The 12,913-nt window shown below is 52.8% G+C and carries 14 protein-coding genes; 7 read left to right on the forward strand and 7 right to left on the reverse strand.

Annotated features, from left to right (window positions below):
- Positions 1-42: 42 nt before the first annotated feature.
- Genes HV261_RS06825 through HV261_RS06845 form a run of 5 tightly spaced genes read right to left on the reverse strand, consistent with a single transcriptional unit; the run spans position 43 to position 3,097 of the window.
- Complete coding sequence (locus HV261_RS06825) at positions 43-702, reverse strand: ABC transporter ATP-binding protein (RefSeq protein WP_202037804.1); 660 nt, start codon at positions 700-702, stop codon at positions 43-45.
- Complete coding sequence (locus HV261_RS06830) at positions 696-1,373, reverse strand: ABC transporter ATP-binding protein (protein ID WP_202037805.1); 678 nt, start codon at positions 1,371-1,373, stop codon at positions 696-698. Before HV261_RS06830 ends, HV261_RS06825 begins: the two co-directional genes overlap by 7 nt.
- A complete protein-coding gene (locus tag HV261_RS06835) occupies positions 1,361-2,068 on the reverse strand; it encodes an energy-coupling factor transporter transmembrane component T (protein WP_202037806.1) in 708 nt (235 codons plus the stop codon). The genes HV261_RS06830 and HV261_RS06835 overlap by 13 nt, the downstream gene beginning before the upstream one ends.
- Positions 2,069-2,647 carry an ECF transporter S component gene (locus tag HV261_RS06840; protein ID WP_137382632.1) on the reverse strand — a complete coding sequence of 193 codons (579 nt, stop codon included), beginning with the start codon at positions 2,645-2,647 and terminating at the stop codon, positions 2,069-2,071.
- 24 nt (positions 2,648-2,671) lie between these two features.
- Complete coding sequence (locus tag HV261_RS06845) at positions 2,672-3,097, reverse strand: PPC domain-containing DNA-binding protein (protein ID WP_202037807.1); 426 nt, start codon at positions 3,095-3,097, stop codon at positions 2,672-2,674.
- Positions 3,098-3,471: 374 nt separating this feature from the next.
- Between HV261_RS06845 and epd the strand changes: the two genes are divergently transcribed.
- The 7 genes from epd (at position 3,472) to srsR (ending at position 10,632) form a co-directional block, all read left to right on the forward strand.
- A complete protein-coding gene (gene epd / locus HV261_RS06850; RefSeq protein ID WP_137399006.1) occupies positions 3,472-4,491 on the forward strand; it encodes an erythrose-4-phosphate dehydrogenase in 1,020 nt (339 codons plus the stop codon).
- A 48-nt stretch (positions 4,492-4,539) separates the two neighbouring features.
- Entirely contained in the window at positions 4,540-5,703 is a 1,164-nt protein-coding gene (pgk, locus tag HV261_RS06855; protein WP_043017527.1) for a phosphoglycerate kinase, read from the forward strand.
- A gap of 97 nt (positions 5,704-5,800) precedes the next feature.
- Positions 5,801-6,880, forward strand: a complete 1,080-nt coding sequence (gene fbaA / locus HV261_RS06860) for a class II fructose-bisphosphate aldolase (protein WP_135324390.1) — start codon at positions 5,801-5,803, stop codon at positions 6,878-6,880.
- Positions 6,881-7,071: 191 nt separating this feature from the next.
- Complete coding sequence (locus HV261_RS06865; protein WP_137382635.1) at positions 7,072-7,932, forward strand: small-conductance mechanosensitive channel MscS; 861 nt, start codon at positions 7,072-7,074, stop codon at positions 7,930-7,932.
- 209 nt (positions 7,933-8,141) lie between these two features.
- Positions 8,142-8,777: an arginine exporter ArgO gene (argO, locus tag HV261_RS06870; RefSeq protein WP_202037808.1), complete on the forward strand. Its 636-nt coding sequence runs from the start codon at positions 8,142-8,144 to the stop codon at positions 8,775-8,777.
- A 90-nt stretch (positions 8,778-8,867) separates the two neighbouring features.
- On the forward strand, positions 8,868-9,614 hold the full coding sequence (locus HV261_RS06875) for an oxidative stress defense protein (protein ID WP_137382637.1): 747 nt from the start codon (positions 8,868-8,870) through the stop codon (positions 9,612-9,614).
- 121 nt (positions 9,615-9,735) lie between these two features.
- A complete protein-coding gene (srsR, locus tag HV261_RS06880; protein WP_202037809.1) occupies positions 9,736-10,632 on the forward strand; it encodes a LysR family transcriptional regulator SrsR in 897 nt (298 codons plus the stop codon).
- Here the strand turns inward: srsR and scpC are convergent.
- Together scpC and scpB are read right to left on the reverse strand one after the other, a co-directional pair.
- Complete coding sequence (scpC, locus tag HV261_RS06885; protein ID WP_202037810.1) at positions 10,629-12,095, reverse strand: succinyl-CoA:acetate CoA-transferase ScpC; 1,467 nt, start codon at positions 12,093-12,095, stop codon at positions 10,629-10,631. The genes srsR and scpC overlap by 4 nt on opposite strands.
- Positions 12,096-12,120: 25 nt before the next feature.
- Positions 12,121-12,906: a methylmalonyl-CoA decarboxylase gene (scpB, locus tag HV261_RS06890; protein WP_202037811.1), complete on the reverse strand. Its 786-nt coding sequence runs from the start codon at positions 12,904-12,906 to the stop codon at positions 12,121-12,123.
- Positions 12,907-12,913 lie beyond the last annotated feature (7 nt).

Here is a 12,913-nt window from a genome sequence, read left to right on the forward strand (position 1 = left end):
AGATGAAAACGGGTCGCTCAGGCGGCCCGTTTTTTTTGCTTATCAGAGCCGTTCAGGGTGTAATTTCCCGGACTCAAGCCGCACCACGCGGGAAAAGTGGCGCTGTGTAAACGCCGGATCATGACTTATCGCGACTACGCTGGTTCCTCGTGCGCGACACACCGCAAGCCAATTTTCGAATACGCCCAGCCAGTGTGTGTCAAAATCCCGGCTGGGTTCATCAAGCAGCAAAATGGCGGGTGCAATAGCCTCCAGACTGGCAACAGCGACCATGCGGCGCTGCGCGGTATGCAAATCCAGTGGATGGGCATCGGCAACCTCTTCTAACTGGCAGAGTTGCAGTGCGGCTGCAGTGCGTTGCGCAACTTCTGTTGCAGGGCGTTTCTGCAATCGCAATCCAAAAGCCACTTCCTCTGCCACCTTGCTGTGAAAGAGTTGATTTTCAGCTTCCTGAAACAGGACGCCGAGCGATTGAGCACGCTCCCGGTTTTTCAGTTGCGCAATTGGACGGCTCTGCAGGGTGATTGTGCCGGACGACGGGGACAGTAGTCCGGCCATGACGCGCAGCAATGTGGATTTTCCGGCACCATTATCGCCCGTTAAGGCCAGCCATTCCCCTTCTCTGAGTTCAAGCGAGATAGTGCGCAAGCAGTCATCGGCGGCGTTCGGCCAGCGATAGCTGACCTGGTTGAGCGTTAGCATAATGGCGAGAGTGCTCCGTCGTGCAGTCGCCACGCCTGCTGGCAGTAGCTAAGGAAAGGGGAATGATTGCGCTCGAACAACACAATCAATGCTTGATGTTCTTGTGCCCATTGCTGCAGTCGCTCCAGTAGCATCGTAGTTGCCTGTGCCGTCAGGCGGCTGAACGCTTCATCGAGAATCAATATCTTCGGCTGCATGGCGAGTGCACTGGCAATCACCACCCGCTGGGTTTCGCCGCCGGAAAGCGATCCGGGATGGCGATGACGTAGTGGCTGACATGCTGTCAGTGTGAGGGCTGCGTCAATTCGACGCATAATTTCAGCCTCGTCCAGACAGAGGTTTTCCGGGCCAAATGCCACTTCCTCCTCAACGCTAAAAGTACAACCGGACAGTTGCAGGTAAGGTGATTGTTGTACGAGTTGGATGGTGCATGATTGTTCGACGAGTGATAGTTGTCCTACAGGATTTCCCAGCAGCTTCCCTTTCCCTTCGATCTTCCCGGGAAGAAAATCGGGGTACCAGCCTGCTATCAGTTGCGCCAGCGTACTTTTCCCGCTGCCATTATCGCCAAAGATAGCCACCATACCGGGGTCAGCGTAGTGGAAATTGAAGAGGGCGGGTGGACGTGTGGCATGCGCCGGAAGATAGCAAAACTGTTCTAACGTAACCATATCCAGACTCCTGTTTCGACCACCATCAGTACGACCATGGCGTAGCGTGCCAGGCGCTGGACGGTGCTGTCTGGCGGTGCCCACAGCGTGGTACGTGTACGATGCAGGCGAAACCCCCGCATATCCAACGCCGCACCGCGTACAACCAGATCGTTGAGCGCATTATGCGTGAGTGGCACGATAAGCGCTGGCATCGCGCGTAGCCGTTGATACCAGCCTTCGTCCAGTGGCACGCCGCGTGCGCGCTGGGCTTCATGAATAATCGCTAACTGATGTTTTAGCTGTTCGACGACCAGTAATGGCCCTGCAAACAGGTAGGCCACACCAGGCGGCAGACGGGAAGCAAACAGGGCGCGCATAAATCGTGAGACCGGAACGTACTGCATCCACAGTTGTGACGTGGATACGATGGCCAGGATCCGTAGCCAGAGCGTAATGGCATTTGCCCAACGCTCGGGTTCGCGCGGTTGCCCACCGATCCATTCGGTAAGCCATCCGCCATGTACCAGCCACAGCCCCAGGCCGAAGGGGATCACCAGCCAGACGACATACTTCGCCCGCGGTCGTGTCGCCTTCATACACAGCAAGCAGAGAAAGGTTGCTGTGCTGTACAGGCTAAGTGGTACTCCTGCTGGTAACAGGAGTGTGGTGCAGGCGGCGAGCGCCCACAGCGCTAACGACGTAAACGGATGCATTTAGCGCACAGCAGACATCGTTGGGAAATGGCGAGTCGTGCGTAGCGGAAGCTGACGCAGCAGTACCCAGACGATCACCGCCGTCAGAATTTTATCGACCAGATTCGCGCCGAGAACCGTGATAGCAACAGATTCAACCAGGTTCTGGCCGACAGAATGCATCCAGGCGACAAATAAATCAGCACCGCTGCCGGTGACGCCACCAAACAACGTGGTGCGGATAGGCACGGCAACAAGCGTGACGGCCAGGGTGATGATCACTCCGCTGACGACCACTTTGGGTAAGGTGCGAAACCAGCCAGCCCGCGCCAGCCAACCAGCAACCAGGCCGATAACCATCGCTACGGGAGCGAAGGCGGCTGCAATTGGATCGGTCAGCAGTCCCCACAGCAGATTCGTGAGCAAGCCAGTCAACATCCCCACAACCGGGCCTAACAGTACCGCGCTAATTAAGGTGCCAATGGAGTCGAGAAAAATGGGCAATTTCAACATACTGATAAGCTGCCCCCCGACCATGTTGATAGCTATAGCAATGACAATCAGTACCAGAGACTGGCTGGAAAATTGGCGACGCGCCATAGATGACCTCTTTTAAGTGAAGCGTTAGCGGGATGAAATAACCAGTTCGTCATAACCGGAAACGGCGCAGGGTTGACGACTAAATGCCAGACTTGTTAGTTCGCCAATGACCAGTTCCAGTGTGGTTCGCACAGTACAGCCTGCCATCATGTGGCCCCCCAGCATGGCGCCTTGTGGATCGGACACCGCAAGATGGAGGTGTTCGCCAGTAAGTTCCAGCGTGCCGTTCAGGGAGATGACTTCCCAGGTACCGGTGAGTAATGTGGTTTCTTCACGCCCGGCGTAGCGTAACGCGACGTTGGTCAGGCTTCCGGTACAACCTGCTATCCATGCCGCCTGCAACTGGTGTTGTTGGATAAAGGCATGTAGCTGTGAAAAGACTTCCTGACCGGGTAACAAACGCAGCGCATGAAAGCGAGCTTCAGATGATTGAGGATTGAATGTAGCCATTATTGAGGGACTCCGAGACTCGGACGTAGCGCTGATAATATAGACGCAGGTTAGGGAGCTTTCTGATATAAATCAGGATTTGTGACACGGCAACGAAATAATCTTGCTACGCTTATTCGCAATTCTGGAATATGGAATAAATTTAGCCGTGAAGGGCTTTAAAATGTGACGTAAGTCAGATAACTGTGTTCTGTTGCTGGACAATCATTCCTTTTATTCCGCGTTTCGCTTATTCTAGCTGAAGCGTTTCAGTCGATTAAATGTTCGACAATTAATCAATTAGTCGCAGTTTGCGACAGGTAAGGTTTCCCTGAGCGGTTTGCTGCATTACTCTGTCAGCCACATCGTTTCTGAGAAATCCTTGCAGGAGACCTATGACCGTACGCGTAGCGATTAATGGTTTCGGTCGCATCGGACGTAACGTGGTTCGTGCTTTGTATGAATCCGGGCGTCGGGCGGAAATCACCGTGGTGGCTATCAACGAACTGGCGGATGCCGCAGGCATGGCGCATTTGTTGAAATATGACACCAGCCATGGGCGTTTTGCCTGGGATGTTCGTCAGGAACGTGACCAGCTCATCGTTGGCGATGACGCGATTCGCATTCTGCATGAGCGAACCCTTGATGCGCTTCCGTGGCGTGAATTGGGCGTCGACGTTGTGCTGGACTGCACCGGTGTCTTCGGCAACCGCGAACACGGCGAGGCGCACATTGCTGCTGGTGCTAAAAAAGTGCTCTTTTCACATCCTGGTAGTCCCGACATCGACGCAACGGTTGTATTTGGCGTAAATCAGGATCAGCTGCGCGCTGAGCACCGGATCGTCTCCAACGCCTCCTGCACCACGAATTGTATAATTCCCGTCATTAAATTGCTGGATGATGCTTACGGCATCGAGTCTGGTACCGTCACGACGATCCACTCCGCGATGCACGATCAGCAGGTTATTGATGCCTATCATCCCGACCTGCGTCGCACGCGAGCGGCTAGCCAGTCGATCATCCCGGTTGATACCAAACTGGCGGCAGGTATCACACGAATTTTTCCGCAATTTAACGATCGTTTTGAAGCGATTGCGGTACGTGTACCGACCATTAATGTGACGGCGATCGACTTAAGCGTGACGGTGAAAAAACCGGTAAAAGCCAGTGAAGTCAACCAGTTGCTGCAAAAAGCAGCACAAGGTGCATTTCATGGTATAGTTGACTATACGGAATTACCGTTGGTCTCTGTAGATTTTAACCACGACCCGCACAGCGCCATCGTTGATGGTACGCAAACGCGCGTGAGTGGCGCTCACCTGATCAAGACCCTGGTCTGGTGCGATAATGAATGGGGCTTTGCTAACCGTATGCTCGACACAACGTTAGCGATGGCTGCTATTGGTTTCAGGTAAGGCGCGTGAGCGCTTGCAAAACTTTAAGAATCAACGAGAGGATTCACCATGTCTGTAATTAAGATGACCGATCTGGATCTTGCTGGTAAACGTGTTTTTATCCGTGCGGATCTGAACGTACCAGTTAAAGAAGGGAAAGTAACCAGCGATGCGCGTATCCGTGCTTCCCTGCCAACCATCGAACTGGCCCTGAAACAGGGTGCTAAAGTGATGGTAACTTCCCACCTGGGTCGTCCTACCGAAGGCGAGTACAACGAAGAATTCTCTCTGCTGCCGGTTGTTAACTACCTGAAAGACAAACTGTCTGCTCCGGTTCGCCTGGTAAAAGATTACCTGGACGGCGTTGAAGTCGCTGCCGGTGAACTGGTTGTTCTGGAAAACGTTCGCTTCAACAAAGGCGAGAAGAAAGACGACGAAGCGCTGTCCAAAAAATATGCCGCACTGTGTGACGTATTCGTGATGGACGCATTCGGTACTGCACACCGTGCACAGGCTTCCACTCACGGTATCGGTAAATTCGCTGATGTAGCGTGTGCGGGTCCGCTGCTGGCTGAAGAGCTGGATGCACTGGGTAAAGCGCTGAAAGAACCAGCTCGCCCAATGGTCGCTATCGTTGGTGGTTCTAAAGTTTCTACCAAACTGACTGTTCTGGACTCCCTGTCTAAGATCGCTGACCAGCTGATCGTTGGCGGTGGTATTGCGAATACCTTTGTTGCCGCTCAAGGCCACAACGTCGGTAAATCCCTGTACGAAGCTGACCTGGTTGACGAAGCTAAGCGTCTGCTGACCACTTGCGACATCCCGGTACCGACCGACGTCCGCGTAGCGACTGAGTTCTCTGAAACTGCACCGGCTACGCTGAAATCCGTTAGCGATGTGAAAGAAGACGAGCAGATTCTGGATATCGGCGACGCTTCTGCACAGCAACTGGCTGACATCCTGAAAAATGCGAAAACCATTCTGTGGAACGGCCCGGTTGGCGTGTTCGAATTCCCGAACTTCCGCAAAGGTACTGAAATTGTTGCTAACGCTATTGCAGACAGCGAAGCGTTCTCTATCGCAGGCGGCGGTGACACCCTGGCAGCAATCGACCTGTTCGGTATTGCTGACAAAATCTCCTACATCTCTACTGGCGGCGGCGCATTCCTCGAATTCGTGGAAGGCAAAGTCCTGCCAGCAGTAGCGATGCTCGAAGAGCGCGCTAAGAAGTAATTCAGTTCAGGCGGGGTGACCCGCCTGTTTTTCAGCGCGCTTAAACGCTCGCGAACCTTCTTCAACGGTCGAAGATACAGATACAGGACTACGTAACATGTCTAAAATTTTTGATTTCGTAAAACCGGGCGTCATCACTGGCGACGACGTTCAGAAAGTTTTCCAGGTAGCTAAAGAAAACAATTTTGCTCTGCCAGCTGTTAACTGCGTTGGTACCGACTCCATCAACGCCGTTCTGGAAACCGCTGCAAAAGTTAAAGCGCCGGTAATCGTACAGTTCTCCAACGGTGGTGCTTCTTTCATCGCGGGTAAAGGCGTGAAGTCCGACGTTCCTCAGGGCGCTGCAATCCTGGGTGCTATCTCTGGCGCACATCACGTTCACCAGATGGCTGAACACTACGGTGTTCCGGTTATCCTGCACACTGACCACTGCGCGAAGAAACTGCTGCCGTGGATCGACGGTCTGCTGGACGCGGGTGAAAAACACTTTGCAGCAACGGGCAAACCGCTGTTCTCTTCTCACATGATCGACCTGTCTGAAGAGTCTCTGGAAGAGAACATCGAAATCTGCTCCAAATATCTGGCGCGTATGTCCAAAATGGGCATGACTCTGGAAATCGAACTGGGTTGCACCGGTGGTGAAGAAGACGGCGTGGACAACAGCCACATGGACGCTTCTGCCCTGTACACCCAACCAGAAGACGTTGATTACGCGTTCACTGAGCTGAGCAAAATCAGCCCGCGTTTCACCATCGCAGCTTCCTTCGGCAACGTACACGGCGTGTACAAGCCAGGCAACGTGGTTCTGACCCCGACCATCCTGCGCGATTCTCAGGACTATGTTTCTAAGAAACATAACCTGCCGCACAACAGCCTGAACTTCGTGTTCCACGGCGGTTCCGGTTCTACTGCTCAGGAAATCAAAGACTCCGTAAGCTACGGCGTAGTGAAAATGAACATCGATACCGATACCCAATGGGCTACCTGGGAAGGCGTTCTGAACTACTACAAAGCCAACGAAGCTTACCTGCAGGGTCAGCTGGGCAACCCGAAAGGCGAAGATCAGCCGAACAAGAAATACTACGATCCGCGCGTATGGCTGCGTGCTGGTCAGGCAACCATGATCACCCGTCTGGAACAGGCTTTCAAAGAACTGAACGCGGTTGACGTTCTGTAATTTACGTCGTTCTACGTGACATGAGGCCCGCAAATGCGGGCCTTTTTTATTGCCATGACAATGTGCTGCTGACAGAGAATTCTGTGATCTGTTTGGCAAAATTCGGGTTTATTGTTTACCCTTGTCAGGTTGCCCGCCCCGGTGGGGTGGCTTTATTTCTCCCGTTTGGGTAAGCAAAAAAGGAATAGTAAATGGAAGATTTGAATGTTGTCGACAGCATAAATGGTGCGGGCACCTGGCTGGTCCGCAACCAGGAACTGCTGTTGAGCTATGCCGTCAACATCGTTGCGGCCATCGCCATTGTTATTATCGGTATGATTGTGGCGCGTATCGTATCGAACACGGTTAACCGTCTGATGGTGGCGCGTAAGATTGATGCGACCGTAGCCGACTTCCTCTCTGCGCTGGTGCGCTACGGGATAATTGCGTTCACGCTGATTGCCGCCCTCGGGCGCGTTGGGGTGCAGACGGCTTCGGTGATTGCCGTTCTCGGTGCGGCAGGTTTAGCCGTTGGTCTGGCATTACAAGGTTCGTTGTCTAACCTTGCCGCAGGTGTGCTGCTGGTGATGTTCCGCCCGTTCCGTGCGAGTGAGTATGTTGACCTCGGCGGCGTAGCCGGAACCGTACTTAACGTGCAGATTTTCTCCACGACCATGCGTACCGTAGATGGCAAGATTGTGGTGATCCCCAACGGCAAAATCATCGCCGGGAATATCATCAACTTCTCTCGTGAACCGGTTCGCCGTAACGAATTTATTATCGGTGTAGCTTACGATTCCGATATCGATCAGGTGAAGAAAATCCTTACCGATATCATCCAGTCTGACGAGCGTATCCTGAAAGATCGAGAAATGACGGTGCGTCTGAATGAGCTGGGGGCTTCCTCCATTAACTTTGTGGTACGTGTCTGGAGTAACAGCGGCGACCTGCAAAGTGTCTACTGGGATGTGCTGGAGCGTATTAAACGTGAGTTCGACGCCAACGGTATCAGCTTCCCATATCCGCAGATGGATGTGAATTTCAAGCGCGTGAAAGAGCGCGCTGCAGAGTAATCTTTTCCGTACCACGGTGCCGGATGGCGCTTCGCTTATCCGGCCTACTCAGATTTCTATACTGTAGGCCGGATCAGGCACAAGCCGCCATCCGGCATTTTCCCTCCAGCTATTAATTCCTCTTATCCCTGATTAATATTATAAATTTCCGCTAATGATTTTCCCGCGCTATAGTCTGCGCTTAAGAGAAATAGCTCGGGATAAATAACGTGATATCTTATTATTTTCAAGGTCTTGCGCTTGGTGCAGCCATGATCCTTCCACTTGGACCGCAGAACGCTTTTGTGATGAATCAGGGTATTCGTCGCCAGTATCACATCATGATTGCCTTACTTTGCGCTATCAGCGACTTAGTGCTGATCTGTGCCGGTATCTTTGGGGGGAGTGCCTTGTTGATGCAGTCGCCGTGGTTGATGGCGCTGGTGACCTGGGGCGGGGTGGCGTTTTTGCTCTGGTATGGCTTTGGAGCGTTAAAAACGGCGCTGAGCAGTAACCTGGAGCTGGCCAGTGCCGAGGTGATGAAGCAGGGCCGCTGGAAAATCATCGCCACCATGCTGGCGGTGACCTGGCTAAACCCACATGTCTATTTGGATACTTTTGTGGTACTGGGCAGCCTCGGCGGCCAACTGGACGTGGAACCTAAGCGCTGGTTTGCACTGGGAACCGTCAGCGCATCGTTCCTGTGGTTCTTTGGTCTGGCACTGCTGGCGGCCTGGCTGGCCCCGCGTCTGCGTACTGCTAAAGCCCAGCGCATTATCAATACGCTGGTGGGATTAGTGATGTGGTTTATCGCTTTTCAGTTGGCAAAAGAAGGTGTTGCGCACGTTCATGCGCTGTTCAACTAAGTGTTGTCTGATGGACAATGCGGCGAGATCGGCTAAGCTTGCCTGCATGCGCCCTGAGTTTAGGGGTATATGTAACATGGAGGAACGACAGTGAAGTTCAAAGTCATCGCCCTGGCGGCATTAGTCGGATTCAGCGCACTATCGGTACAGGCAAACGAATTGCCCAATGGACCACACATCGTGACTTCCGGAACGGCAAGCGTCGATGCGACACCCGATATTGCCACTCTGGCAATTGAAGTGAACGTAGCGGCGAAGGATGCAGCATCTGCGAAAAAGCAAGCCGACGAGCGTGTGGCGCAGTATCTTTCCTTCCTTGAGCAAAACCAGATAGCGAAGAAGGATATTAGCTCCGCCAATCTGCGTACGCAGCCGGACTACGACTACCAGAATGGTAAAAGCGTACTGAAAGGCTATCGTGCGGTACGTACTGTTGAGGTTACGTTGCGTCAGCTGGATAAGCTGAACGCCCTGCTGGATGGTGCGCTGAAAGCGGGTCTGAATGAGATCCGCTCGGTATCGCTGGGTGTGGCTCAGCCAGATGCCTACAAAGACAAGGCACGTAAAGCCGCAATTGATGATGCCATTCATCAGGCTGAACAGCTGGCGGCGGGCTTTAATAGCAAACTTGGCCCGGTGTACAGTGTGCGCTACCACGTTTCCAATTATCAGCCGAGCCCAATGGTACGGATGATGAAGGCAGACGCGGCACCTGCTGCATCGGCTCAGGAAACCTACGAACAGCCGGTTATTCAGTTTGACGATCAGGTTGATGTGGTTTTCCAGATCGAACCCGCGGCGGGTCAGCCAGCAGCAGCGCCTGCCAAAACGCAGTAATCTTTTCAGACCCGGCTTATCCGCCGGGTTTTTTCTGTGAACAACTGTAAAAATGCGACCGCATCGCGAGTCTTTTTTTTGTCTTGATGAGGATATGCCGTAGTGATTTTATGAGGTGACTATGGATATTTTTATCTCGAAAAAGATGCGTAATTTCATTCTGCTGGCGCAAACGAATAACATCGCCAGAGCGGCAGAAAAAATACACATGACCGCATCGCCGTTTGGCAAAAGCATTGCTGCACTGGAAGATCAAATCGGCTATACGCTGTTTACCCGTAAAGATAACAACATCAGTCTGAACAAAGCCGGTCAGGAGCTGTATCAGAAATTATTTCCCGTCTATCAGCGGCTATCTGCTATTGATAACGAAATCCATAATGCCTCTCGTCGCTCGCGGGAAATCGTCATCGGCATCGACAATACCTATCCAACCATTATTTTTGACCAGCTGATTAGCCTTGGCGATAAGTACGATGGTATCAGCGCCCAGGCCGTCGAGTTCAGTGAAAATGGGGTGATTGATAATCTGTTCGACCGACAGCTTGATTTTATTATCTCGCCGCAGCGTGTGTCTCCCCGGGTGCAGGAGCTGGATAATCTGGCAGTAAGTGAATTACCGCCGTTACGCCTGGGGTTTCTGGTATCCCGGCGTTACGAAGAAAAACAGCCACAGGATTTGCTGCGTGAGCTGCCCTGGTTGCAGATGCGCTTCCAGAATCGCGCCAACTTTGAGGCGATGCTGGATGCTTACATGCGTCCCTGTGGGATCAATCCGACGATTATCTATCGCCCGTACAGCTTTATGGCCAAGATCAGCGCCGTGGAGCGGGGCCAGTTTCTGACGGTCATCCCGCATTTTGCCTGGCGACTGGTGAATCCTTCAACGTTGAAATATTTCGATGCCCCCGGCAGTCCAATGTACATGCAGGAGTTTCTCTATTCGCTGAAAAATCATCGCTATACCGCCACGATGCTCCAGCATATTGCTGAGGATCGTGACGGTACGGCAACTTAACCCAGCATGGAACCGGTCTCGAGAAGGTTGCGATGCAGATCGAAGGCATGACTGAGATCGTGATGAATATGCCCACCGGGCGCCTTTTCCAGATAGTGGTGCAGGTAGTCCCGGTACAGCGGATGAGCACAGTTGTCGATGATGGTATGTGCCCGTTGCAGAGGAGATAGCCCGCGCAGATCGGCAATGCCCTGTTCAGTGACGATCACTTTCACACTATGCTCGCTGTGATCGACATGGCTGCACATCGGCACAATAGTGGATATTTTCCCGCCTTTGGCGATTGACGGGGCCATAAAAATCGACAGATAGGCGTTACGTTCGAAATCGCCGCTACCGCCAATACCGTTCATCAGATTGACCCCCGCGACATGCGTGGAGTTAGCATGGCCATAAATATCAAACTCCAGGCCGACATTAAGCGCAATCACCCCCAGACGACGGATAATCTCCGGATTGTTGGAGATCTCCTGCGGGCGCAACACAATCCGGCTGCTGAAGAAATCCATGTTGTTGTAGATCTTTTGCAGCGATGGGGCGGAAATGGTCAGGCTGGAGGCGCTGGCGCCGGTTACTTTCCCTGTTTCCAGCAGATGCACCACCGATTCCTGCAGCACCTCCGAATACATCATAAAGGGCGGAATATCCGGGTTTTCCCCCAGTCGTGCCATCACTGCGTTATTGATATTGCCCACGCCGCTCTGCAGGGGCAAAAACTCAGGTGGAATACGTTTGTGCGCCATTTCTGCCAGCAGAAAGGTGACTACGTTATCGGCAATTTGCTGGCTGACCGGATTGGTTTTATCTGACGCATCACCGGCATCTGGCAGCTCGGTATCCACTATCGCAACGACCTTTTTCGGGTCTACCTGCACGCACTGTGTCCCTACACGATCCATGGTATGAAAGATGGGTACGCTGTTCCGCCGCGGTGGCGCGCCTGGAATAACAATGTCGGCAAGCTCTGCCACACGCGGGTTATGATAGTGGTTCAGTTCGATTACCACTTTTTTTGCCCGCAGCAGCCAGGTTGGCGCATTGCCGATCCCGCTGGTGAGCCAAATCCGTCCATCTGGCGCGACGGCTGAAGCTTCAATAACGGCAATATCAATCTCGCCAAAAAAGCCGTAATTGACCATCTGCGCAACCTCACTCAGATGGAGATCGACAAATCTCACCTGGCCCTGGTTAATTTTCTCGCGCAGGCCGGAGGAGGTTTGATAAGGCGCACGCCATGAAACGGCATCTGCCTCTGATAATGCATCGTCAGCAGCAGCGCCAATTGACGCCCCAGTCAGTAACCGAATCTGAAAGGGCTGCCCGGCCTGATGCTGTTCGCAGGCGCGTCGGGCAAGCGCTGTCGGCAATGCTTTTGGTGAGCCTGCTGGTGTGAATCCGCTAAATGCCACCATATCATCGTGTTGGATAATTTCTGCCGCTTCTTCAGCGCTCATCCGTTTCATGGCTCTCTCCTTTCTCTGACCGCAATTAGTGGCCGATAAAATTCGGTTTACGTTTTTCCATAAACGCATTCATCCCTTCCTGATAGTCCTCGCTGTCGTACACCGCGCGACGCATACCCTGGATACGTTCGAACTCGTCGGAATTCATAGTGTGTGCTTCACCCAGCACGCGCAGCTCTTCTTTGATAACGGCGATCGCCAGCGGCGCTTTTTCTGAGATGTGGTGCGCCATTTGCAAGGTGAAATCTTCCAGTTCGTCGACAGGGACGACATGGTTAAGTATCCCGACGGCCATGGCGCGTTGTGCTGTAATGGGCGAGGCGGTAAAAATCAGCTCTTTCACGATATGAAAGCCAGCGTCACGGGTCAGGTTGTGGATGCCCACCAGGTTATAGGGCACACCAAGGTTGACTGGCGTCATCGAAAAGGTGGACGTTTCAGCGGAGATAATCAGATCGGAACTCATGATCATCTCAAATGCCCCTCCCCAGACGCTGCCTTCAACCATGGAGATCACGGGTTTCGGATATTTTTGGATCATGCGGGTTATCTGACGCAGCGGATCGTCATAGGAGAGGGGATCGCGACGTCCGGTTGGGAGTTCATGAATGTCATGCCCGGCAGAGAACACTTTTGCCCCGCTTGGTGCGCGCAGAATAATGCAGCGAATTTCCGGGCGATTGAGATCGCTCAGCGCCTGTATCAGATCGTCGATAAATACTTTACTCAGGGCATTGAGCTTGCGGGCATAGTTGAATTCAATGACCGCGACTTTCTGGATGATGACAACGTTGACGTATTGATAAGACATAATGTTC

Origin of the sequence: Citrobacter sp. RHBSTW-00671, assembly GCF_014103415.1 — a bacterium.
Taxonomy (GTDB): Bacteria; Pseudomonadota; Gammaproteobacteria; order Enterobacterales; family Enterobacteriaceae; genus Citrobacter.